Genomic DNA, 24,067 nt, shown 5'->3' on the forward strand with positions numbered 1-24,067 from the left:
CCGCTCCGGCCCCACCGGGCCCCGCACCACCCGCCGCTGCACAAGGAGGAAGATCATGGCTCTCTCAATCGGTGACCGTCGCCTCGGCGCCATCCTGCTCGAACAGGGGTATGTCAACGACGCCGACCTGCAAAAGGCCCTGGTGCGCCACGCCGAGGTCGGTGGGCGCCTCGCGGAGATCCTGATCGGCTCGGGGATGGTCGGCGAGAAACGCATCGCGCGCGCCATCGAGGAAGCGCTGGGCATTCCGCTGGTGAACCTGATGGTCGTGCAGCCGGACCCGCAGGCGATCATGGCGGTGCGCGCCCAGACGGCCCTGAGCGCCCTGGCGTTCCCGTTCGCCATCGAGGGCGGCACGCTGCGCGTCGCGCTGGTCGATCCGCTGTCCAGCGTGTCCATCGAGGCGCTCGAGGACGACTCGGGCCTGATGATCGAGCCGTACCAGGCGCTGCGCGACGAGATCAACTGGGCGGTCGCCACGCACTACCCGGAACTGGGTCTCACGCCCGTCGCGCCGCTCGACGCGGTCGAGGGCGGCATGGGCGGCGGCGGCAAGCTGGGCCAGCGCCTGATCTCGCGCGGCATGATCACCGACGCGCAGCTCCAGGTCGCGCTGGACGCGCAGCAGCAGACCGGCGAGCCGCTGGGCGCCACGCTGTACGCCCAGAAGGCCATCTCGGAAGACCAGCTGTACGACGTGCTGGCCGAGCAGATCGGCGCGGTGTACCTGAAAAACCCGCGCGACTTCAAACCCACCGACGAGGTGCTGGGCACCATGCTGCGCGCCGACGCACTTCGGCTGTCGGCCGTGCCGGTCGACGAGAGCGGCGGCAGCGTCACGGTGGTCGCCAGTGATCCCCGCAAGCGCGAGGACATCGAGGCGCTGATCGGCCGCCGCGTGCATTTCCTGCTCGCCAAGCCGCGCGACATCGAATCCCTGATCGAGCGCTACTACCCGCAGCGCGGCCGCCTGGGCGAGCAGATGGTGCAGCAGGGCACGCTGTCGCGCGCGCAGCTGCGCGAGGCGCTGCAGGTGCAGGCCCGAGAGGGCAAGGTCAAGCCGCTGGGCGAGGTGATCATCGAACTGGGCTTCGCCGGCGCGGACGAGATCGACGCGGCGCTGCAGAAGCAGAACTCCGGCGGCGGCCGCCTGGAAGACACCCTGGTGCAGTCCGGCAAGCTCTCGCCTGAGATGCTGGCGCGCTCGCTGGCCGCGCAGCTCGGCTACGAGTTCCTCGATCCGGTCCAGAACCCGCCGGACCCCAAGGTCGCGCTGATGATTCCCGAGGCGACCGCCCGGCGCTACGCGGTGGTGCCGGTGCGCCTCCAGGGCGAGTCGCTGGTCGTGGCGATGAAGGACCCGCGCAACGTGTTCGCGCTGGACGACCTGAAGCTCATCACCGGGCGAGAGGTGATCCCGGCGGTGATGGCGGAAAAGGACATCGTCCGCCTGATCGAGCGCTACTTCGGCAACAAGGACATGGCCGACCTGAACCAGCGCCTGGTGCAGGAGAGCAACAAGCGCGAGAAGGACGCCAAGCGCGCCGACGACGTGGACATCTCGGCGGGCCTGGACGACAACGCCGTGGTGCGCGTGGTGGACAACCTGATCCGCGAGGCCGCGCTGCAGGAGGCCAGCGACATCCACATCGAGCCGACCGAGACCGAGGTGCGCGTGCGCTACCGCGTGGACGGCGTGCTGCGCGAGCAGAACTCGCTGCCCAAGGGCGCGGCCGCCAGCATCCTGGCGCGCATCAAGATCCTGGGCCAGCTCGACATCAGCGAGCGCCGCGTCCCGCAGGACGGCCGCGTGCGCTTCAAGAAGGGCTCCATTGACCTCGACCTGCGACTCTCCACCCTGCCCACGGTGTACGGCGAGAAGGCCGTGATGCGTCTGCTGCAAAAAGCCGGCAACATCCCGGAAGTCGAGCAGCTGGGCTTCTCCGAGCACAACTTCCAGCGCTACCTGGACGTGATCCACAAGCCCAACGGCATCTTCCTGGTGACCGGTCCCACGGGTTCGGGCAAGTCCTTCACGTCGTTTTCGACCCTCAAGCGCATCGCGGTGCCGGAAAAGAACACCACCACCATCGAGGACCCGGTCGAATACGAGATCCCCGGCATCATCCAGTCGCAGGTCAACCCGGTCGCGGGCCTGACCTTTGCCCGCGCGCTGCGCGCCTTCCTGCGCCAGGACCCGGACATCATCTTCGTGGGGGAAATCCGGGACACCGAGACCGCCAAGATCGCCGTGGAGGCGGCCCTGACCGGTCACCTGGTGCTGGCCACGCTGCACACCAACGACGCGCCGGGCGCCATCGTGCGCCTCGAGGAGATGGGCGTGGAGCACTTCAACATCGGCGCGGCCGTGGTCGGCGTGGTCGCGCAGCGCCTGGTGCGCAAGGTCTGCCCGGACTGCAAGGCGCCCACCAACGCCGACCCCGACGTGCTGCGCCGCCTGGGCATCACCGAGCGCGACCTGCGCGGCGCCCAGCTGATGCGCGGGGCAGGCTGCCCGCGCTGCGGCGGCACCGGCTACAAGGGCCGCATGGGCATCCACGAGCTGATGGTGATCGACGAGCCGCTGCGCGTGGCGATCGGCACCGGCAAGAACGCCACCGAGATCAACGACATCGCCATCAACCAGAGCGGCATGAAGACCCTGCGCCAGGACGGCATCGCCAAGGCCCTGCAGGGCATCACCACCCTCGAAGAAGTCCTGGCCGTCACCAGCAAGTAAGTCCCCCGCACTCCCCACGAGGTAAGCCATGACTGCACCCAGCGCCGATATCACCGACATCCTGCGCCTCGCCGCCGAGAAGGGCGCGTCCGACGTGATCCTCACCGTCGGCCTGGCCCCGCAGTTCAAGCTGCACGGCGTGTACGACTCCCAGGGCTTTTCAGAACTGGTCGGCACCGAGACCCGGCGCCTGATGTACTCGATGATGAACGAAAAGCAGCAGCGTACCTTCGAGGAAAAGCGCGAGCTGGACTTCTCCTTCGCGCTGGGCGAGAAGGCCCGCTTCCGCGTGAACGCGTTCATGCAGCGCGGCCACGTGGGCGGCGTGCTGCGTCTGATCCCCACCAAGATCAAGAGCGCCCAGGAGATGGGCCTGCCGCAGAACGTGATCGACATCGCCGGGGCGCCGCGCGGCCTGGTGCTCGTGACCGGCCCCACCGGATCGGGCAAGTCCACCACGCTGGCCGCGATGATCGACCACATCAACGCGAACAAGAAGATGCACATCATGACGATCGAGGACCCGATCGAGTTCATGCACACGCACAAGCAGTCGATCATCAACCAGCGCGAGGTCGGCTCGGACACGCTGGACTTCAACAACGCGCTGCGCGCCGTGCTGCGCCAGGCCCCCGACGTGATCCTGGTGGGCGAGTTGCGCGACTACGAGACGATCAAGGCCGCCGTGACCGCCGCCGAGACCGGACACCTGGTGATGGGCACCCTGCACACCAACTCCGCGCCCGAGTCCATCGACCGTATCGTGGACGTGTTCCCCGAAGAGCAGCAGGAGCAGATCCGCGTGCAGCTCGCCAACAACCTGGTGGCGGTCATGACCCAGCAGCTGCTGCCCAAGCTCGACGGCGGCGGGCGCATCCTGGCGTACGAGCTGCTGGTCGCCAACCCGGCCGTGCGGGCGCTGATCCGTGAGGGCAAGACGTACCAGATCGTGTCGGTCATGCAGACCGGCGCGCGCGAGGGCATGGTCACCATGGACGCGTACCTCGCCAACCTGTACCGCCGCCGCCTGATCTCCTTCGACATCGGCGTGGAGCGCGCGGTCGACCCCAAGGAGTTCGCCCGCCTCGCCAACGACCCGACCGTGGGCAGCAGCCTCCCGGCCGCCGGCCCTGCGGCCGTGGGCAGCTCGTCGGCGGGCGCCGCCGCCGGCTTCGGATCGGGCCGCGAAACGCCGCGCACGGCGGAGCCCAGCGGCCGCCCGGCCAACCCGACGTCCAGCGGCTCGTCTGCCTTCGGTCGCCGCTGAGCCGGACCTCCTCCGGACCGTCCACAGCCGCGCTGCCCTCCAGAACACGGAGGGCAGCGTGGTTTTGAAGGCGTAGGCGGCTGACATGGCGGCATGAAAAAGCCCTCTCCCGGAGGAGAGGGCCAGAGCGGGCCGGGCTTACGCGCCAGGCTGGGCGGGCTTGCTGCCCTGCGCGGGCGGCATGGTGGGCTGGGTCTCGGCCGGGCGCGGCAGCAGCAGCAGGTCGAGCACCTCGCCGACGCGCTCGACGGCGTGGATCTTCAGTTCGCCGCGGATCGATTCCGGCACGTCCTGCAGGTGCGGTTCGTTGTCCTTGGGGAAGATGACCTCGCGGATCCCGCCCTGGTGCGCGGCGAGCAGTTTCTCCTTGAGACCGCCGATGGGCAGCACGCGGCCGCGCAGGCTGATCTCGCCGGTCATGGCGACGTCCATCCGGACCGGGCGGCCGGTGATCGCGCTGATGACGGCCGTGGCGATGGTGATGCCGGCGCTGGGACCGTCCTTGGGCGTGGCACCGTCGGGGAAGTGCACGTGCAGGTCCATGGTCTTGTGGAAGTCCGGGTCGGCGCCGTACTCGCGGGCGTGGGCACGCAGGTATGCGATGGCCGCGCCGACGCTTTCCTTCATCACGTCGCCGAGAGAGCCGGTCATGACGACCTTGCCGGTGCCGGGCGTGGCGAGCGCCTCGACGAGCAGCATGGTGCCGCCCACGCTGGTCCATGCCAGCCCCTGCGCGACGCCCACCTGGGGCTCTTTCTCCATCTTGTCCGGGCGGTGCATGGGCACGCCCAGGTAGTCCGGCACCTGCGCGGCGTCAATCACCTTGACGCCCTCCCAGGGCTTCTCGAGCAGTTCACGCGCAGCCTTGCGGGCCAGCTTGCTCACCTGCCGGTCGAGGTTGCGCACGCCAGACTCCTGCGTGTACTCCTCGACGATGCGGTTCAGGGCGGCGTCCGTGATCTCCACGCGGTCGGTCAGGCCGTGGCTCTTGACCTGCCGGGGCACGCGGTAGCGCTTGGCGATCTCCACCTTCTCCGGCTGGGTGTAGCCGGGAATCTGGATGACCTCCATGCGGTCCAGGAGCGGCCGGGGAATGGTCTGGAGGGTGTTGGCGGTCGTGATGAACATGACCTGCGACAGGTCGTACGGCACTTCCAGGTAGTGGTCCTGGAAGGTGTGGTTCTGCTCGGGGTCGAGCACTTCCAGCATGGCGCTGCTGGGATCGCCGCGCCAGTCGCTGCTCATCTTGTCGATCTCGTCGAGCAGGATCACGGGGTTGGTGACGCCCGCATTCTTCATGGCCTGGATGATGCGGCCGGGCATCGAGCCGATGTACGTGCGGCGGTGACCGCGGATCTCGGCCTCGTCACGCACGCCGCCCAGCGCCATGCGGACGAACTTGCGGTTCAGGCTGCGGGCGATGCTCTTGCCCAGCGAGGTCTTGCCGACGCCGGGAGGGCCGACCAGCACCAGGATCGGGGCGCGCAGTTCGGCGTCGTCGGTGCGCTCCTCGGCGGTGCGCTCCTTGCGGGCGTCCTCGGTCTCGCCGGGCGTGTGCGTCAGCTGGCGCACCGCCAGGAACTCCAGGATGCGGTCTTTCACGTCGTCCAGCGCGTAATGGTCGTCGTTCAAGATGTCGCGGGTTCTGGCGATGTCGAGGATCTCCTCATCGCGCTTGCTCCAAGGCACGTCCACCAGCCAGTCGATGTAGTTGCGCACCACCGTACTCTCGGGGCTGCCGCCGGGCGTGCGCTCCAGGCGCTGCAGCTCCTTGAGGGCCTTGTCCTTGACCGAGTCGGGCATGCCGGCGGCCTCGATCTTCTCGCGCAGCGCCTCGACCTCGGCCGGGCCGTCCTCGCCGCCGCCGAGTTCCTTGCCGATGGCCTTCATCTGCTCGCGCAGGTAGTACTCGCGCTGGTTGGCGTCCATCTGTTCCTTGACGCGCCCCGCGATCTTCTTGTCGAGGTTGAAGCGCTCGGTGTCGCGCGACAGGAACTTCAGCGTGGCTTCCAGGCGGGCGCGCAGCGGCACCGCGCCGAGCACCTCCTGCTTTTCCTCGGGCGTCCACGTGGCGTGGTGCGTGACCTGGTCGGCCAGCGTGCCGGCGTCGTTCAGGGCCTTGAGGCCCTCGAGCTGGTAGTTGTCCAGGCGCAGGTTCTTGTTCTGGCGCTGGTACTCCTCGAAGGCCGACTTGACCTCCTGCACCAGCACGGTGACCTCGCGGCTGTCGTCAGCGGCGGTGGGCTGCGTCTCGGCGCGCACGCGCATGTAGGCGCTGGGCACCTCGCCCTGCACCACGGCGCGTTCCTGCGCTTCCACCAGCACCTGGTAGGTGTTGTCGGGCATGCGGACGACCTGCTTGACGACCGCCAGGACGCCCATCTCGTACAGCTCGGCGCGGGTGGGGTCATCGGTGCGGGCGTCACGCTGGGTGAGCAGCAGCACGCGGCGGTCCGAGGCCTGGGCCTCGTCCACGGCGCGCTTGCTCTTGGGGCGCCCGACGTCCACGTTCATGGTGACGCCCGGCATGATGACGATGTTTCTGAGTGCGACGACGGGAAGTTCCCAGATCATGCTTGCTCCTTGCGGGCCGCGGCCCCGACTGAAGCTCGGGATGGGGGCGCGGGAATACGAAAGTCTAACAAGGCCGGGGAACGAAGGACACCCCCGACCACCGGGTACACGGGCAGTCTAGGGGTGGGGTGGACAGGGTGCTGTAATCTCTGTTGCGTTTAGGCAGACTTCTTGAGTCCCTTGGACTCAAGTAAGGCCAGCGGCGTGTCGATGTGCGCCGCGTCGAAGCGCAGTTCGCGCAGGTTTTCCACCGGCAGCTCGAACAGCAGGTCCGTCATGGCCTTTTCCAGCACCGCCCGCAGGCCACGCGCCCCGGTCTTGCGTTCCTTCGCCCGGTGCGCCACCTCGCGCAGCGCGCCCTCCGAGAAGCTCAGGTCCACGTTCTGGAAACCAAACAGCGCCTGGTACTGCTTGACGATCGCGCCCTGCGGCTCGGTCAGGATCCGCACCAGCGCGTCCTCGTCGAGGTCTTGGAGCTGCACGACCAGCGGCAGGCGGCCCACGAACTCCGGGATCAGGCCGAACTTGACGAGGTCTTCGGGCAGGAAGCGGATTTCCGCCTTCTCCTCGCCCCGGTGCTCGGCGCCGAAGCCCACCGCGCGCACGTTGGTGCGGCTGCGGGCGATGTCCGCCATGCTCTCGAAGGCGCCGCCCACGATGAACAGGATGTTGCGGGTGTTCACCTGCACGAGTTCCTGCTGCGGGTGCTTGCGCCCGCCCTGCGGCGGCACCTGCGCGACCGTGCCCTCGATGATCTTCAGCAGCGCCTGCTGCACGCCCTCGCCCGATACGTCACGCGTGATGCTCGTGCCCTCGGACTTGCGGGCGATCTTGTCGATCTCGTCGATGTAGATGATGCCGCGCTCGGCGGCGGCCACGTCGTACTCGGCGGCCTGCAGCAGCCGCACGATCACGTTCTCGACGTCGTCGCCCACGTAGCCGGCTTCGGTCAGCGTGGTCGCGTCGGCAATCGCAAAAGGAACCTCCAGCATCTCGGCCAGCGACTGCGCCAGCAGCGTCTTGCCGGTACCGGTCGGGCCGATCAGCAGGATGTTCGACTTCTGGAGGTTCACGTCCGGGTGGGCAAGGCGCTGGTAGTGGCTCACGACCGCCACGGCCAGGGCTTTTTTCGCCTCGTCCTGCCCGATCACGAAGTCGTCGAGGTAGGCCTTGATCTCCTTCGGGCTGGGCAGTTCCTCCAGCCGGAACTCGCTGCCGGCCTTCTTGTTCTGCTTGACCAGCTCGTGCGCGCGGTCCGTGCACTCGTTGCAGATGAACGCGGCCCGGCCCGGCGCCTCGATCAGCTGCGCGATCTGCGGATGTTGCCGCCCGCAGAACGAGCAGCGGTCCCCTCCCGACTTGGTCATACGCTTCCCCCCACCATCTCGACTTCGCGCGTGTTCTCGATCACGGAATCGATCAGACCATACTGCTTGGCTTCCTCGGCCGACATGAAGTAATCGCGCTCCATGTCGCGCAGCAGCTTCTCGTGCGGCAGGTCCGTGTGCTTGTGGTAGATGCTCACCAGGCGGTCACGCAGGTGTAGCACCTCCTTGGCCTGCACCTCGAGGTCCGGGGTGTTGCCCCGGAAGCCCGCTGAACCCTGGTGAATCATGATGCGCGAGTTCGGCAGCGCGAGCCGCTTGCCCTTGTCGCCGGCCATCAGCAGCACCGAGCCCATGCTCATGGCGATGCCCACGCAGATGGTGCTGACCGGCGCCTTGATGTAGCGCATGGTGTCGTAGATCGCCAGCCCGGCGTAGACCTCGCCGCCGGGGCAGTTGATGTACATCTGGATTTCCTGCTCGGGGTTCTGCGAGTCGAGCAGCAGCAGCTGCGCCACGATGGAGTTCGCCATCTGCGACTCGATGGGCGTGCCGACGAAGATGATCCGGTCCTTGAGCAGCCGCGAGTAGATGTCGTAACTGCGCTCGCCGCGTCCGGTCTGCTCGATCACGTAAGGAATGATGCCCATGCGGGGGATTATAGGGCCGGCCAGCGGCGCGAATGGATGGAAAGGCGGGTTGGACGCGGCACAGACCGCGCGCGGCCGGGCCGTCCGCCCCGCGCCAGCAGGCCGGGCTTGGTATCGCCGCCCACACCGCCGCCCCCGCCCGGGTGTGCACCCTGGGGTATGGACCTGCGTTCCTACCGCACCCTGGGCCGCTCCGGCCTGATCGTCAGTCCGCTCGCGCTGGGCACCATGACCTTCGGCACGCCCCGCTGGGGCAGTGCCGACGACGTCTCAGAGCAGGTCTTTGACGCGTACGTGGACGCCGGCGGGACCTTTCTCGACACCGCCGACACCTACGCCAAGGGCCGCAGCGAGGAGCTGCTCGGCCGCTACGTCGCCGCGCGCGGCCTGCGCGACCACGTCGTGCTGGCCACCAAGTTCACGTGGAACGCGGTGCCGGGCGTCCCCACGACCAGCGGCAACGGCCGCAAGAACATCCGCCGGGCGCTTGAGGGCTCGCTGCGGCGGCTGAACACCGACTTCATCGACCTGTACTGGCTGCACCACTGGGACCTGGTCACGCCGGTCGAGGAGGTCGTGCAGACCCTGGGCGACCTCGTCCGCGCCGGGCAGATCCACCACTACGGCTTCTCGAACGTGCCCGCGTGGTACGCCGCGCAGGCCGCCATCCTGGCGCAGGTGCACGGCGTGCCCGGCCCCATCGCCCTGCAACTCGAGTACTCGCTGACCGAGCGCGGCCTGGAACGCGAGCACGCCTCCGCCGCGCAGCACCTCGGCCTTGGAATCACGCCGTGGAGTCCGCTGGGCGCGGGCTTCCTGACCGGCAAGTACCGCCGCGCCGGCGAGGGCGCTGCCAGCGGCGAGGGCCGTCTGAGCGGGCCCAACCCGTTTGGCAACGCCAAGTTCACCGAGAAGAACTGGCGCACGCTGGACGCCTTGCACGCCGTGGCCGCCGACCTCGGGCGCCCGCCCGCACAGGTCGCCCTGGCGTGGGTGAGCGCGCAGCCGGGCGTGACCGCGCCCATCTTCGGCGCCAGCCGGGTCGCGCAGGTGCACGACGCCGTGGCCTCGCTGGAGATCACCTTGAGCGCCGAGCACCTGCGGGCGCTGGACGACGCGAGCGCCCTGGAACCCTCCACGCCGGCCTCGCTGCTCCAGCCCGGTATCCGCCGCATGATCTTTGGCGGCGCAGAGGTCGCTGGCTGGGACGAACAGCAGACGTCGTGACCACGGCAAGCGGCCGCCCCGGACTGGAGGCGGCCGCTGACGTGAAGCGTCAGTCCACGATCATCGGGATCAGGACCGGATTGCGGCCCGTGACCTTGCGGACGAATCTCCGCACCGCGCCGTACATGTCATCGCGGACGTCCTCGAGGCGCTTTTTCTCGCGCATGCCGGTCTCGATGGATTCCAGAGCGACCTTCCGGATCTGATTGTCCAGGTCGCGGTTGGCGCGCACGAAGCCGCGCGACACGACCTCGACGTGCGGCGTGGGGTGCAGCACCGCCGTCATGATCAGGATGCCCTCCTGGCTCATGTTCACGCGGTCGAGCAGCACGTCGTCCCCGATGTCGCCCACGCCCAGGCCGTCCACGTACACCGCGCCCGCCGGGACGGTGCCCGTGACCTTGAACTCGTCGGCGGTCAGCTTCACCACGTCGCCGTTCTTGGCGATCAGCGTGCGCTTGGGCGGCCGGGGCAGCGTCTGCGCCAGCCGCGCGTGGTTGATCTGGTGGCGGGGCTCGCCGTGCCACGGCAGGAAGAACTTCGGCCGCGCGAGGTTCAGCACCGTCGCGAGTTCCTCCTGCGAGCCGTGTCCGGACGCGTGCACGCGGTACGTCGGCGGGTACACCACGTCCACGCCGATCTCGTACAGGCGGTTGATGACGAGGTTCACCGCCTCCTCGTTCCCGGGAATCGGGTTGCTGCTCAGGATCACGGTGTCGCCCCGGCGCAGCGCGATCTTGGCGTGGTTCCCGAAGGCCAGGCGCGACAGCACGCTCATGGGCTGGCCCTGCGACCCGGTGCATACGAACAGGATCTGCTGGTCCTGGAGCTGCCCCACGTCCTCGGAGGTCAGGAAGGGATCGGGCGCGGTCATGTACCCGAGCTGCGTGGCGACCTGCGCGTACTTCAGCATCGAGCGGCCCTCCATGACCACCCGGCGGCCCACGCGGTGCGCGATGTTCAGCGTGTTCTGGATGCGGTGCACGTTACTGGCGAAGGTCGTCATGAACACGCGGCCCTTGCAGTTCCGGATGACGTCTTCGAGGTTGCGCTCGACCTCCGCCTCGCTGACCGTGCGGCCCGGCCGCTCCGCGTTCGTGGAGTCGCTGATCAGCAGCAGCACGCCTTCTTTGCCCGCCTGCTCGATCCGCGCCAGGTCGCTGAGCTTGCCGTCGCTGGGTTCCTCGTCCAGCTTGAAATCGCCGGTGTGCAGCACCCGACCGACCGGGGTGGTCAGGATGTACCCGGCGTTGTCGGGAATCGAGTGCGTCATGCGGATGAACTCGATGTTGAAGTGCCGCCCGATCCGCACCCGCGCGCCCTGGTCGAGGTCGATCTCGCGCAGGTCCACGTCCGCGTCCTTGATGCCGAACTCGGCCAGCTTCTCACGCACCAGCCCCAGCGTGAGCGGCGCGCCGTACACCGGAATCTTCGGCAGCCTGGGCAGGATGTACGGCAGCCCGCCGATGTGGTCCTCGTGCCCGTGGGTCAGGATCATGCCCTTGATCAGGCCCGCGTGCTGCTGCAGGTAGTCGATGCGCGGGATGATCAGGTCGATGCCCATCTGATGGCTGTCCGGGAAGGCCAGCCCGCCGTCCACGACCATGATCTCATCGGCGTAGCGGTACGCCGTGATGTTCTTGCCGATCTCACCCATGCCGCCCAGCGGCATCACTTCCAGGTGCGGAGCGGCCGAGCCGTCCTGGGCCTTGTTGTCTTGGGTCATGTGGTACTCCGTGTCCCCGGCCAGCCCACAGCGCGGCCGGTATGTCTTGAATGAGGCGGTCGGCCCGTCGGTGCAGCCGAAATGATGCGGTTGTGTCGCTGACCTTCACACAGCTGGGAAGGCAGACGCGGTGCCTTCAAGGTAGCACAGGGGTACGCCTGAGCTGGAAGTACAGATGGGGCGCGGCGCGAACAGCGGCGGTGTCAGGGTGACCGTCACATGCAGCGGACCTCTGTGCTGCTTTGTGGTGGTTGCCGCGCTGGTGGGCTGCGGGCGCCACCGTGGGAACCACCAGCGCCTGTGGTCTTCATCTTCAGGGCAGCGAGGGGCCTCTGGTGGGCCCGCCGAGCGGCTGTATCCATGCCAGTCAGCTCACGCAGAGCGAGACCTCTTTTCCGGAGGCGACGTCGGAGGGTTCATGATCCGGCCGGTCGTGGCCGCGTCACCCCTGGCGACAGACGGCCCAGTCGACGCGCTTCTGCCCGAAACCGGATGTCCAGCGCCCGGGGTGGCAGAGTGCGCGGGCAGGCTGTCAGCGCCGCCTCCCACCCGCCACAACGAAAAAGCCCCCGCGCGAGCGGAGGCTTTCCTGGTGACCCCAACGGGATTCGAACCCGTATCGCTACCTTGAAAGGGTAGTGTCCTAACCGTTAGACGATGGGGCCACACCACTTCAGTTTTCGCGCTTCGCTCCTGGGGTCAGGGCTCTGCCGCGGACTGCCTTTCAAGGGGCGCCGTTTCCGGCACCACAGAACTGTACAGGGGTGTTCCCATTCCGTCAATAGGTGGGCGGGGGTGCGCGGCTCACTCCGCCGGTCGCGGGGCGGCACTAGACTGCGCTCGTGAAGCTCCGCGTGTGCAACGGTCGGTCTCCGGCCACGGGTGAGGTCGCCTCCGTGCTGCCCGGGAGGCTGTCTTGAGCGCCATCTACCAGCGGGCCCGGCCGATCCGCTGGGATCAGGTGGTGGGGCAGGAGCATGTTAAGGACGTGCTGCGCGCGGCGCTGGAGCAGGGCCGGGTGGGGCACGCGTACCTGTTCTCCGGGCCGCGCGGGGTGGGGAAGACCACGACCGCCCGGCTGATCGCCATGACGGCCAACTGCACCGGGCCGCTGCCCAAACCCTGCGGCGAGTGCGAGAGCTGCCTGAGCGTGCGCGCCGGTTCACACCCGGACGTCATGGAGATCGACGCGGCCAGCAACAACTCCGTGGACGACGTCCGCGACCTGCGCGAGAAGGTGTCGCTGGCGGCCATGCGCGGCGGCAAGAAGATCTACATCCTGGACGAGGCGCACATGATGAGCCGGGCGGCCTTCAACGCGCTCCTCAAGACGCTGGAGGAGCCGCCGGGCCACGTGATCTTCATCCTGGCGACGACCGAGCCGGAGAAGATCATCCCGACCATCCTGTCGCGCTGCCAGCACTACCGCTTCCGCCGCCTGACGCCGGAGGAGGTCGCGGGGAAACTCGCGGGGCTGGCCCGGCAGGAGGGCGTGAGCGCTGAGCCGGCCGCACTGCAACTGATCGGCCGGCTGGCCGACGGCGCCATGCGCGACGGCGAGAGCCTGCTGGAGCGCATGCTGGCCGCCGGCAGCGCGATCACGCGGGCGGGCGTGGAGGACGCGCTGGGCCTCCCGCCGGGCGAGCGGGTGCGCGCGGTGGCGGCGGCCCTGGTGGTCGGGGACGCGGGCGCGGCGCTCTCGGGCGCGGCGCAGCTGTACCGTGACGGCTTCGCGGCGCGCACGGTCGTCGAGGGGCTGGTCGCGGCCTACGGAGCGGCCCTGCACGCGGAACTCGGCCTGGGCGAGGAGGGCCGGCTGGAGGGCGCGGACGTGCCGCGGCTGCTGAAGTTGCAGGCGGCGCTGGATGAGCAGGAGGCCCGCTTCGCGCGCTCGGCCGACCAGCAGAGCCTGGAACTGGCCCTCACGCACGCCCTCCTGGCCGCCGACGGCGGGGGGGGCGTGAGCGCGGGCAGCGGCGCCGGCGCGGCCGTTCCGGCCGATCTCGTGCAGCGCCTGAACCGGCTGGAGAAGGAACTCGCGGGCCTGCGGGCGGCTGGCGCGCGCCCGGTGGCCGCGGCGCCCGTCACGGAGTTCGATCCCGCCGCGCGGCGTGGCCCGGCCCCCGCGCGGGAGGTCGTGGCGCAGGCGGCCGCGAGCGTGGCCGACGCGCCGGCCCCGGCGCCCGTGCAGGGCACGTGGGCGGACGTGGTCAAGCAGGCGAGCATGCAGGTGCGCGCGTTCCTGAAACCCGCCCGCATGCACGCGGAGAGCGGCTACGTGAGCCTGACCTACGACGGCAAGAACGCCTTCCACGCCAAGCAGGTGGTTGCGAAGTTCGACGATCTCGCCAAGCTGGTGGGACAGGTGTTCGGCCCCGTGACCTTCGAGCTGATCGTGCCGGACGGGGGGCGCAAGGTCACGGTGGGCGGCGCGGCTGCGGCCACTGCCTCCACCGTGCCGACGGCGCCGCCGCCCGCTCCCGCCCCGGCGCGGCGGCCCGAGCCGGAACCGCAGGGTGCCGTGGAGGTCGCGCCCTTCGATCCCACGCCCCGGCGCCCGGCCACGCGCGCTCCGGCCCCCTCGCCGCTGCCCGAGCCCCCGCAGGCGAGCGCCGTCCCGTCGGCGGTGCCGGACCGTCCGCCGCCCCGGCCCGCCGCGCGCGTGGCGACGCTGGAGCCGCCGGAGGTGCGCGTGCCGCCGCCCAGCCCGGACGACGCGGCCGCCGCGCCCCTGCCGGACGTGCCCCCCGCCGCGTGGGAGGCCGAGCACGTGGCGGATGTGGCGCCGGCCCCGGCGGACGCGCAGGGCGGAGACCGCGTGCCCCCACCCGCCGCGCCGCGCGAGCTGTACCTGGGCGAGGTCATCACCGAGGAGCCCGACTGGGACGACCTGGGAGCGCCGCTCGATCCGGGCGGCCCGGACGTGGAGGCCAGCCTGCGCGACGCGCCCTTCGCGAACCTGAGCGTGGAACGCCCCACGCCGGCCCCCGCTGCCCCGGCCCCGCCGCCGACGGCCCGGACCAGCGCGCCGGCCCGCGTGGGCGACATCCGCGCGCACCCCATGTACGAGGACATCAAGGGCCGCTTCTCCGGCCGCGTGCGCGAGATCGGCAAGAACCGCTCCGTGCCGGCCGCGCAGGCCGACGCCGAACCCGGTGAGGACGACGCGGAGGCCTGACCTGCCGGGCCTTCACGTTCCCCTGGGACACGTGCGCTAGCCTGCGCCCCAACCCATGACGCACCCCGCCCTGCGCCGCGCGCTGCTCTGCTCCCTGCTCCTGACGGGGACTGGACTGGCGCTGGAGTCCCCGCCGCTGCCCGCTCCGGCCGTGCCCGCGCCGGCGCCCGCCAGCACCCTGCGCGGCCTGTGGGTGGACGCCTTCGGGCCGGGCCTCAAGACCCGCGCGCAGGCGCAGCAGACGGTGGACGACGCCGCGCGGCTGGGCGTGAACACGCTGTTCGTGCAGGCGGTCCGGCGCGCCGACTGCCTGTGCCTGAAGTCCGCGTACCCGCCCGTGACGGACCCCGACCTGGAGAAGAACTTCGATCCCCTGGCGGTGATGGTGAAGCTCGCCCACGCGCGCGGCATGCGCGTGATCGCGTGGGCGAGCGTGACGGGCGCCTTCAACAGCGCCGCGCCGAACACCGATCCCCGGCACGTCTTCCGCACGCACGGCCCGGATGCCGGCGCGCAGTCGTGGCTGGCGCGCCGTCCCGACGGCACGTGGCAGGAGGGCCGCGACGGCTGGCTGGACGTGGCGCTGCCCGAGGTGCAGGACTACGTCACGCAGGGCATCGTGAGTGTGGTCAGGAACTACGCGGTGGACGGCGTGCAGCTCGACCGCATCCGCTACCCGGACGGGGACGTGTGGGGCTACGATCCCCGCGTGCTGGCCCGATACCGTGCCGAGACGGGCGCGGCCGGCACGCCCGCCCCGGCCGACGTGGCGTGGGGAGAATGGAAGCGCCAGCAGGTCACGAATCTGGTGCGGCGCGTGGCCCTGGAGGTCAAGGCCGTGCGCGTGAGCGCGTGGGTGAGTGCGGCGACCATCACGTACCTGGAGCCGCCCCGCGCGGGCGACCTCGTGTCGTTCCGCCGCACGCGCACGTACTGGGACGTCTTGCAGGACTGGCCCACGTGGATGAACGAGGGCCTGCTCGACCTGAACGTCCTGATGAACTACAAGCGCGACCCGGTCGAGTCGCAGGGCGCGTGGTACGACGGCTGGAATGCGTTCGCCCAGAGCATGACCGCGCGCGCCGACGGCGGCCGCGCGCGGGTCGCGGCGGGCAGCGCCATGTACCTGAACACCCCGGACGTCACGGCCGCCCAGGCGCAGCGGGCGGTGGCGTCGGGCATGGGCTGGGTGGGCTACTCGTACCGCACGCCGACCGCCGCCGTGTACGGCGAAAAGGAGAGCGGCGCGCAGGGCCTGGACGCGGTCCGGAAACTCCTGACGGCGCCCGGCGCGGTGCTGTCAGCCCCGCAGCCGTGGACCGAGGCGCCCCCCACCGTGCGCGGCGTGCTGGGCCGCGTGACCGGCAACGCCACGCCCGGCTGGCGCAGTGTGGAGGCGTGGCAGGGCGGGCAACTCGCCGCGCGCACCGTGACCGATGGCAACGGCTACTACGGCTTCGCCACCCTGAAGGCCGGCCCGGTCGAGGTCCGTGTCAGCGGGCAGCGCTGGACCGACACCGTGCCGGCGCGCGGCGTGGTGCGCCTGCCGGACCTGCTGGTGCGCGACGTGGCCCTCACGCCGGCGGCCCCGACCACGCCCTGATCCCGGCGGTCGGCGCGGGCGGCGGGCCGGTCAGGCCGTTTCGCGGATGATCAGGCGGGGCTCGAAACGGCGGGCGCGGGCGGGGCCGCGGTAGCCGTTCAGGCGCGACAGCAGCAGTTGCGCGGCCTCGTAGCCCATGCTCTCGACCGGCTGGTGCAGCGTGGTCAGGCCACGCGCCGCCGCCCACGGCTGGTCGTCGAAGCCGATCACCCGTACGTCCTGGCCGGGGGTCAGGCCGCGCAGGCGGATCTCGTCGAGCAGCGCGCCGGCGAGCAGGTCCGCGGACGCGAAGACGGTGCACGGCAGACCGCCCGGCGTCGCCTGCGCGTCGTCCAGCAGGGTCGACGCCGTGTTGCGCGCGGCGAGCGTGTCGAAACTGGAGGTGAACTCCGCGTGGACGGGGCGCCCGGCTGCGGCCAGGGCGCGCAGGAAGCCCGCGCGGCGGTCCTCGAACACGCGGGTGGTGAACAGCTGGTCGAGTTCCGTCTCGACCCAGATGGCGTACACCGGGCCGGGCAGGTCGGCGGCGTACTCGCCGGCCAGCGCGCCGCCGCCCACGTTGTCCATGTACGAGCAGTCCACGCCCTCGGCGTGGGCGTCGACCAGCACGGTGGGCTGCTGGGTGCGCAGGCGGCGTTCGTGGAACATCTGCGTGAGGTTGTACGTCGCCATGACCAGCCCGTCCGCCTGGTACGCCAGGGTGTGCGAGCCCAGGTAGCGCTCCAGCCGCGAGCGGTCCAGCAGCGGAAAGATCGCGACGTCGTAGCGCGCTTCCTGAAAGGCCGCCTCCAGGCCGTCCATCAGGCGGGCGTAGAACTCGGTGGTCAGCACCGGCAGCAGCACGCTGATGGTGTAGCTCTTGCCGCCCGCGATGCGCCGGGCGTGCGGGTTGGGCGTGTAGTCCAGTTCCGCGATGGCGCGCAGCACGGTCTCGCGAGTGGCCCCCTTGACGGCGGCGTGGTTGTTCAGGACACGGGACACCGTGCCGACGCCGACGCCGGCCTGCCGGGCCACATCCTGGATGGTGGGTTTGCGCATGGTTTCACGCAGGATACCCCGGAAATGGAAGCGGCTTCCAACATGCCCGCCGCGGGGACAATCCGGCCCCCGGCGCACGCCTACACTGCGGGTCGCCGGGCGTCCGCGCCCGCCGCTCCGAGGAGTCCCATGTCCGACCGTTCCCCGATCTCCGTGCTCCGGACGCTGCTCGCCCTAGGCGCCGTCACGGCGCCCGCGCTGGCGCACCCGGCCGGGCACTCCATGCCCATGCCGGCCCCGGCCGCGAAGGCGGCCACGCCGCTGCCCCTGACGGTCACGCAGGCGCGCGTGGTGGCCGTGCCGCCCGGCATCTCGGACACCAGCGTGTTCCTGACCTTGAACAACCCCGGCGCGCAGCCGGTCGTGCTGACGGCCGCGCGGTCCGGCGTGGCCGCCCACGCCATGCTGATGCAGACCGTGAAGGACGCGCGGGGCCTGACCGGCATGAAGGCGGCGCCGTCCCTGACCGTGCCCGCCCGCGGCTCGCTGGTGCTGGACGACCTCGGCCCGCACGTGATGCTGATGGGCCTGACACGCCCGCTGAAGCCCGGCGAGGTCGTGACCGTGATCCTCAGCGACCGTGCCGGACGCACGCTGACCGTGCGCGCGACGGTCCGCAAACCCTGACGCCATGACCGAGCAGACCTCCGCCCCTCGTCCTGACAGCGCGCCCGGCCGCCCGTGGTACGCGTCGGCGCTGCTGGCCGTGGTGGGCGTGACGCTGCTGCTGCTGGCCGCGTGGGGCTACGCTCGCTGGCGCAGTCCGCACCCCTTCTACGGCACCGCGTACTCCGGCGTGGCGGCCACGCCCCTGAGCGGCACGGCGCAAGGCGGCCGGGCGTACACCTTCACGCCGGGCGCTGGTGGCCGCACCACCGCGCTGTTCTTCGGCTTCACGCACTGCGCGAACATCTGCCCGCTGACCCTGTCGTACCTGAACAAGGTGCGTCAGGCGCTGCCGGCCGAGCAGCGTGACCGCTTTCAGGTGCTGTTCGTGAGCATCGACCCGGCCCGCGACACGCCGCAGCGCCTGGGCGAGTACGTGTCGTACTTCGGCTCGGGCACCGGCCTGCGGATTCCGGAACCCGCACTGAGCGAGGGCGCGCGGGCCTACGGCGTGGGCTACCAGAAGGTGGACGTGAAGGGCGCCGACTACCAGATGAACCACACGACCGCCACGTACCTGATCGACGCGGCCGGCAAGCTGCGGCTGCTGTGGGACTACACGCAGCTCCCGCAGGTGGCGCGCGTGCTCGAGGACGTGCAGTACGTCATGGAGCACCCGTGAGCGCGCCTGTGTCCGGCGGCGTGGACCTGAATCCCACGCTGGCCGACCTGCTCATCGTGCACGTCCAGCCGACGCTGCTGATCCTCACGCTGCTGGTCGGGGCGTGGTACGCGTGGCGCTTCGTGCAGTCACGCCACACGCCGGAGGACCGGGCCCGCTGGCCGCTGTGGCGCGCGGCGCTGTTCGCGCTGGGGTGGGTGGTCCTGCTGCTGACCACCCAGAGCCGAGCGGCGACCCTCACCCAGGGCAGCATGGCGCTGTACATGACCCGCCTGATGCTCCTGGCGGAGATCGTGCCCCCGCTGCTGGTGCTGGGCGTGCCGCGCGGCGTGGCGCTCGACCCCCGGCGCGGCGCGGGCCGCGTCCTGAACACGCTGCTCGATCCGTGGCTGGCGCTGGCGGTATGGACGGCCGTGATCGTCTTCTGGAACATCCCCGCCGGCTTCAACGCGTCCGTGGTCGCCAATACCGCCGCCACGCTGCTGCCGGGCCTGTACCTGCTGAGCAGCGTGCTGGTGTGGGCCGTGATCCTGCGGCCGCTGCCGGCGGTGCAGCCGGCCACCATCGGCTCGCGCGGGTGGTTCGGGCTGCTGGCCGCGCTGCCCATGATGGCGGTCGCCAGCGTGTGGCTGTACACGCCGCGCGTGCTGTACCAGCCGTTCGTGAACGCCCTGTGCCTGTGGAACCTCACGCCGCTGCAAAACCAGCAGCTGTCCGGCTGGATCATGATGCTCGCCGGGCTGCCCGCGCTGGCGCTGGCGTTCATCCAGCTGTTCCAGTGGCTGGTCGGCCTGACCGAGCAGCAGGGCGTCCCACCTGGGCAGCCGCCCGCGTGACGGCGCCCACGGGGGCCTAGAATGCCGCTCATATGACCTCCCTCCTGGAAGGCTGGCAGCCCGCTCCCGCCGGATACAAGCACGTCGTGAGCGTGTCGCTGGGGAGCTCCAAGCGCAACGCCCGCGAGGAGATCAGCGTGCTGGGCCAGCCCTTCATCCTGGAGCGCATCGGCACCGACGCCGACGCGAAGAAGGCGGCCGCGCTGTTCACCGCGCTGGACGGCCGGGTGGACGCCTTCGGGCTGGGCGGCGCCGACCTGTACGTGATCGCGGACGGCAAGCGCTACCTGTTCGGCAACGTCAAGAAACTCATCGCGGGCGCCAGGATCACGCCGGTGCTGGACGGCTCGGGCCTGAAGAACACTCTGGAGCGCGACGCCATCGCGCAGCTCGACCCGGTGCTGAACTGGCGGACGCAGAAGGTGCTGATGGTCAGCGCGGTCGACCGCTTCGGCATGGCCGAGGCGCTGTCGCAGGCGGGCGCGGACATCGTGTACGGCGACATCGTGTTCGGCCTGAACATCGACCGGCCGCTGCGCAGCCTGACCGCACTGCGCCGCGTCGCCAAGGTGGTGCTGCCAGTGATCACCAAGCTGCCGCAGGACTGGTTCTACCCGACCGGCGCCAAGCAGGAGGTCAGCGTGGAGGGCAACGGCACCAAGTACTACGCGTGGGCCGACGTGATCGCTGGCGACACCCACTACGCCAAGCGCTACGCCCCGCGCGACCTGGCCGGCAAGACGATCCTGACCCAGACCATCACCGAGGCCGACCGCGCGTGGATGAAGGAACGCGGCGTCGCGCGGCTGATCACCACCACGCCCCGGATGGGCACCCGCAACTTCGCCACCAACGTCCTGGAGGCCTTCTTCGTCGCCCTGAGCGGCAAGAAGGCGGCGCTGAGCGAGCAGGAGTACCTGGACTACATCCGGCAGGTGAACTTCAAGCCGGAGGTCAACGAGCTGTAGGTCGCGGCCGGCGGGTACACTCGCGGGCATGGAGTCGCTCGTACAGGCCATCCGGGACCAGGGCGTGATCCTGCCCGGCGGATTTCTCAAGGTGGACGGTCTCGTCAACCACCAGCTGCTGCCCCACCTGACCCGCGAGATGGGCGTGCGCTTCGCGGAGCACTTCGCGCCGCTGAAGCCCAACAAGGTGCTGACCATCGAGGTGAGCGGGATCGCCCCGGCCATCAGCGCCGCCATGGAACTGGGCGTGCCGATGGTGTACGCCCGCAAGAAAAAGCCCCTGACCATGAAGGAGCCGGCGTTTACCGCCGCGTCAGTCAGCCGCACCAAGGGCGGCACCGTGGACCTGTTCATCTCCTCCGAGTTCCTCGGTCCGGACGACCGGGTGGTCGTGATCGACGACTTTCTGGCGTCCGGCGGCACGCTGCGCGCCCTGACCGGCATGATCGCGCTGAGTGGCGCGACCCTGCTGGGCCTGGGCTGCGTGGTGGAAAAGGAGTTCGAGCACGGCCGCGAGCATCTGGCCGACCTGAACGTGCCCATCCACACCCTGGCGAACATCGTCCGCATGAGCGAGGCCGAGGGCATCGTGGTGGAAGCGGGGCGCTAGGCCAGACCTACGGCCGCACCATCACCAGCGGCACGACCATCTGCTCGGCCGCCCAGCCGCCGTGCGTGCCGGCCCACACCCTCGGCGCGTGTTCGGGCGCCGGCCACAGCAGCTGTCGGCCGTGGTACGCGATGGCCACGTGGTCCCCGGTGCGCTCCAGAAAGGCCTCCTGTGCGGGTGGCCCACCGAACAGCCCGGCCGCCCACGCCTCGGCGGCGGGCAGCACGGTCGCGTGGTCCCGCAGGGCAGCGTGGACGTCGTCCTCGGCCCCGGGCCGGACGCGCAGGTAGCGCACCTGGGTTTCCCCGGCGGGCGGGCCGTCCAGCATGTCACACAGGCCGGGAACGGCGTTCAGGTGCACGGCGAGCGGTGCAGGCGTGCTGCTCTGCCCGTGGTCCGCGGTCAGCAGGGTCAGGACGCTGCCGTCGTCGGGCAGGCGGCCGAGCAGGGCGTGGAACGCCGCGTCGAAGGCGTGGGCCGCGTCCGCCGCCGCGCGGGAGTATGGGCCGTGGTCGTGGCTCACCGTGTCGAAGTCCGGCCAGTACGCGATCACGTAGCGCGGACCACCCCCCGCTGCGGCGCGGGCCACGGCGTCCGGAAGGTCGGTCAGGTCGTCGTAGGGCACGGTGGTGGCCCCGTCGTAGTACCAATCGTTCAGGAGGGTGCCCTCAAAACTGGCGGGCGTCACGGCGCGGGCGGTCACGCCGGCGGCCGCGAGCTGGCGGTACACGGTGCCGGTGGCCGGCGGCAGCCGCGCGGCCTCGCCGCTCAGAAGGTCGCGCTGGCGCAGGATATCCAGCACCGTGGTTCCCTCGAACACGCTGGTGCCCAGCCAGCCGTGCTGCGCGGGCGCCGCGCCGGTGTGCAGGGTCGTCATGGCGGTCATGGTGGAGGACGGAAACGTGGAGGTCATGGTCGAGTACAGCGCCCCCCCGTCCGCGACGCGCGCCTCCAGATGCGGCAGGTGCCCGGCACGCAGGTGCTGTTTCAGCGGGAAGTGCCCCAGGCCGTCCGCGACGACCAGCACCACGGTGCTCACGCCGGTCAGCGGCAGGTGGGTCGCGAGCGGCGCGTGCCCGGTCCGGACGCCGAAGTGCGCCGCGATGGACGTCACGAAGTTCAGGATGCTCCGCCCGTCGTGGTGTGGCCGCACCGGCTGATCGGGTCGGGTCGCGAGGTCACTGTGGAGCATGCGGCAGTCTGTCAGGTCGACCGACGTTGAGTGACCGCATATGCAGTAAAGCCGGGGGAGTCATCAGGGGTGCCCGTCCCCTAACGTCCGTTAGATTGACGGCATGACCCAGCCCAGCGTGGAGTTGCAGGAACTCATCGCCGCCATGGAGCAGCGCCGCGCCAAGGTGGAGGCCGGCGGCGGCGAGGAGCGCGCCAGAAAGCAGCGCGAGGGCGGCAAGCTGACCGCCCGCGAGCGCATCGCGTACCTGCTCGACCCGGGCTCGTTTCTGGAGACCAGCACCTTCGTGCAGCACGCCCGCAACCGCCTGATGGACGGTGTGGAGGCCCCCGGCGAGGGTGTCGTGACCGGCTCGGGCACGATCGCCGGACGGCCGGTGTTCGTGTTCTCGCAGGATTTCACGGTGCTGGGCGGCTCGCTCGGCAAACGCCACGCGGCGAAGATCACGAAGATCATGGACCTGGCCGCCAAGACCGGCTGCCCCGTGATCGGCCTGAACGACTCCGCCGGCGCGCGCATCCAGGAGGGCGTGGACAGCCTGTCCGGCTACGGCGAGATCTTCTACCGCAACGCCGTCTACTCCGGCAGTGTGCCGCAGATCAGCGCGATCCTGGGGCCATGCGCGGGCGGCGCGGTGTACTCCCCGGCCCTGACGGACTTCATCCTGATGAGCCGGGGCAGCAGCTACATGTTCATCACCGGCCCCGAGGTCATCAAGAGCGTGACGCGCGAGGACGTGACCTTCGACACGCTGGGCGGGGCGGACGTGCACACCCGCAGGAGCGGCGTCGCGCATCTCGCCTATGACGGCGACGAGGCGGTGCTCGACGGCATCCGGCACCTGCTCACGTACCTGCCGCAGAACGCCCGCGAGCAGCCGCCGGTGCGCGAGAACCGCGACCCGGCGCGGCGCCGCACCGAGAAGCTGCTGGACCTCGTCACGCCGGACCAGCGCCGGCCGTACGCCATGCACGACGTCATCCACGAGATCGTGGACAGCGGCGAGTTCCTGGAGATCCAGCCGGACTGGGCGAAGAACATCATCGTGGGCTTCGCGCACCTGGACGGCCGCCCGGTCGGCATCGTGGCGAACAACCCCAAGGTCATGGCGGGCACGCTGAACATCGACGCCAGCGACAAGGCCGCGCGCTTCATCCGCACCTGCGACTGCTACAACATCCCCCTGCTGACCCTGGTGGACGTCACGGGCTTCCTGCCGGGCACGCAGCAGGAGTACGGCGGAATCATCCGCCACGGCGCGAAGATGCTCTACGCCTACGCCGAGGCCACGGTGCCCAAGGTCACGCTCATTACCCGCAAGAGCTACGGCGGCGCGTACCTCGCCATGAACTCGCGCGACATGGGCGCCGACGTGGTGTACGCGTGGCCGACCGCCGCCGTCGCCGTGATGGGCGCGGAGGGCGCGGCGAACATCGTGTACCGCAAGGAGATCAAGGACTCCGAGAACCCCGCCGCGACCCGCGCGGAACTGGTGGCGCACTACAAGGAGACCTTCGACAACCCGTATATCGCCGCCGCGAAGGGCTACATCGACGACGTGATCCCGATGGAGGACACGCGCCACCGCCTGATCCAGACGTTTGCCATGCTGCGCGACAAGCAGGAGCCGCGGCCGTACAAGAAGCACGGGAATATCCCGCTGTAGACCAGAAATGGCGAAGGGAGTGGGATTCGAACCTACGAGGGGGGGCTGTCCACGCCGATGGCGATGGACAGCCCCCCCTCTCACTCTGCGAGCAAGTGCATTCAACCGGACTCTGCCATCCCTTCATGGGGTGATCGGCCGCTGCCTTCCGGTCCACACCCGGACGCTCGGCCAGAGGA

Annotated in this window: 17 protein-coding genes and 2 tRNA genes; 11 read left to right on the top strand and 8 right to left on the bottom strand. The window is 70.2% G+C overall.

Translation table 11 applies throughout. The annotated features are described in order from the left end of the window. The first annotated feature begins 55 nt into the window (after positions 1-55). Positions 56-2,740: an ATPase, T2SS/T4P/T4SS family gene (locus HNQ07_RS14870; protein WP_184113145.1), complete on the top strand. Its 2,685-nt coding sequence runs from the start codon at positions 56-58 to the stop codon at positions 2,738-2,740. A 28-nt stretch (positions 2,741-2,768) separates the two neighbouring features. Continuing rightward, positions 2,769-4,007, top strand: a complete 1,239-nt coding sequence (locus tag HNQ07_RS14875) for a type IV pilus twitching motility protein PilT (RefSeq protein ID WP_184113147.1) — start codon at positions 2,769-2,771, stop codon at positions 4,005-4,007. 138 nt (positions 4,008-4,145) lie between these two features. On the opposite strand, the gene lon is transcribed toward HNQ07_RS14875, so the two are convergent. From lon to clpP, 3 genes are all read right to left on the bottom strand, one after another. Continuing rightward, complete coding sequence (gene lon / locus HNQ07_RS14880; RefSeq protein ID WP_184113149.1) at positions 4,146-6,581, bottom strand: endopeptidase La; 2,436 nt, start codon at positions 6,579-6,581, stop codon at positions 4,146-4,148. A 158-nt stretch (positions 6,582-6,739) separates the two neighbouring features. Continuing rightward, positions 6,740-7,948 (bottom strand): ATP-dependent Clp protease ATP-binding subunit ClpX, encoded by a 1,209-nt coding sequence (clpX, locus tag HNQ07_RS14885; protein WP_184113151.1) that lies wholly within the window; start codon positions 7,946-7,948, stop codon positions 6,740-6,742. Next, positions 7,945-8,556 carry an ATP-dependent Clp protease proteolytic subunit gene (gene clpP / locus HNQ07_RS14890; RefSeq protein ID WP_184113153.1) on the bottom strand — a complete coding sequence of 204 codons (612 nt, stop codon included), beginning with the start codon at positions 8,554-8,556 and terminating at the stop codon, positions 7,945-7,947. Before clpP ends, clpX begins: the two co-directional genes overlap by 4 nt. A 159-nt stretch (positions 8,557-8,715) precedes the next feature. On the opposite strand from clpP, the gene HNQ07_RS14895 reads away from it, so the two are divergent. Continuing rightward, positions 8,716-9,783: an aldo/keto reductase gene (locus HNQ07_RS14895; protein ID WP_184113155.1), complete on the top strand. Its 1,068-nt coding sequence runs from the start codon at positions 8,716-8,718 to the stop codon at positions 9,781-9,783. A gap of 49 nt (positions 9,784-9,832) precedes the next feature. On the opposite strand, the gene HNQ07_RS14900 is transcribed toward HNQ07_RS14895, so the two are convergent. Together HNQ07_RS14900 and HNQ07_RS14905 are read right to left on the bottom strand one after the other, a co-directional pair. Then, the gene (locus HNQ07_RS14900; RefSeq protein WP_184113157.1) at positions 9,833-11,509 is read right to left on the bottom strand and encodes a ribonuclease J; all 1,677 of its coding nucleotides are present in this window, start codon (positions 11,507-11,509) and stop codon (positions 9,833-9,835) included. A 590-nt stretch (positions 11,510-12,099) separates the two neighbouring features. After that, positions 12,100-12,174, bottom strand: a tRNA-Glu gene (locus HNQ07_RS14905). Between the two features lie 251 nt (positions 12,175-12,425). Here HNQ07_RS14905 and dnaX point away from each other — a divergent pair. Together dnaX and HNQ07_RS14915 are read left to right on the top strand one after the other, a co-directional pair. Beyond that, positions 12,426-14,687, top strand: a complete 2,262-nt coding sequence (gene dnaX, locus HNQ07_RS14910; protein WP_184113159.1) for a DNA polymerase III subunit gamma/tau — start codon at positions 12,426-12,428, stop codon at positions 14,685-14,687. Between the two features lie 55 nt (positions 14,688-14,742). Then, positions 14,743-16,290: a glycoside hydrolase family 10-like protein gene (locus HNQ07_RS14915; protein ID WP_184113161.1), complete on the top strand. Its 1,548-nt coding sequence runs from the start codon at positions 14,743-14,745 to the stop codon at positions 16,288-16,290. 30 nt (positions 16,291-16,320) lie between these two features. Here the strand turns inward: HNQ07_RS14915 and HNQ07_RS14920 are convergent, their stop codons facing one another. After that, on the bottom strand, positions 16,321-17,328 hold the full coding sequence (locus HNQ07_RS14920; RefSeq protein ID WP_184113164.1) for a LacI family DNA-binding transcriptional regulator: 1,008 nt from the start codon (positions 17,326-17,328) through the stop codon (positions 16,321-16,323). A gap of 129 nt (positions 17,329-17,457) precedes the next feature. Between HNQ07_RS14920 and HNQ07_RS14925 the strand changes: the two genes are divergently transcribed. Genes HNQ07_RS14925 through xpt form a run of 5 tightly spaced genes read left to right on the top strand, consistent with a single transcriptional unit; the run spans position 17,458 to position 21,030 of the window. Continuing rightward, positions 17,458-17,955 carry a copper chaperone PCu(A)C gene (locus HNQ07_RS14925; RefSeq protein WP_184113166.1) on the top strand — a complete coding sequence of 166 codons (498 nt, stop codon included), beginning with the start codon at positions 17,458-17,460 and terminating at the stop codon, positions 17,953-17,955. 4 nt (positions 17,956-17,959) lie between these two features. Continuing rightward, on the top strand, positions 17,960-18,616 hold the full coding sequence (locus HNQ07_RS14930) for an SCO family protein (protein WP_184113168.1): 657 nt from the start codon (positions 17,960-17,962) through the stop codon (positions 18,614-18,616). Next, complete coding sequence (locus tag HNQ07_RS14935) at positions 18,613-19,452, top strand: cytochrome c oxidase assembly protein (RefSeq protein ID WP_229832034.1); 840 nt, start codon at positions 18,613-18,615, stop codon at positions 19,450-19,452. The genes HNQ07_RS14930 and HNQ07_RS14935 overlap by 4 nt, the downstream gene beginning before the upstream one ends. Positions 19,453-19,484: 32 nt before the next feature. Further along, entirely contained in the window at positions 19,485-20,420 is a 936-nt protein-coding gene (locus HNQ07_RS14940) for a DUF8754 domain-containing protein (protein ID WP_184113169.1), read from the top strand. Positions 20,421-20,448: 28 nt separating this feature from the next. Then, positions 20,449-21,030, top strand: coding sequence for a xanthine phosphoribosyltransferase (gene xpt / locus HNQ07_RS14945; protein ID WP_184113170.1), 582 nt, complete (start codon positions 20,449-20,451; stop codon positions 21,028-21,030). Between the two features lie 7 nt (positions 21,031-21,037). On the opposite strand, the gene HNQ07_RS14950 is transcribed toward xpt, so the two are convergent. Continuing rightward, a complete protein-coding gene (locus HNQ07_RS14950) occupies positions 21,038-22,222 on the bottom strand; it encodes an alkaline phosphatase family protein (protein WP_184113175.1) in 1,185 nt (394 codons plus the stop codon). Positions 22,223-22,325: 103 nt separating this feature from the next. Here HNQ07_RS14950 and HNQ07_RS14955 point away from each other — a divergent pair, with 103 nt between their 5' ends. After that, positions 22,326-23,888: an acyl-CoA carboxylase subunit beta gene (locus tag HNQ07_RS14955; RefSeq protein WP_184113177.1), complete on the top strand. Its 1,563-nt coding sequence runs from the start codon at positions 22,326-22,328 to the stop codon at positions 23,886-23,888. A gap of 8 nt (positions 23,889-23,896) precedes the next feature. Here the strand turns inward: HNQ07_RS14955 and HNQ07_RS14960 are convergent. After that, positions 23,897-24,013: transfer RNA gene (locus HNQ07_RS14960), tRNA-Cys, on the bottom strand. Positions 24,014-24,067: the final 54 nt, after the last annotated feature.

Origin of the sequence: Deinococcus metalli, assembly GCF_014201805.1 — a bacterium.
GTDB classification, from domain to species: domain Bacteria; phylum Deinococcota; class Deinococci; order Deinococcales; family Deinococcaceae; genus Deinococcus; species Deinococcus metalli.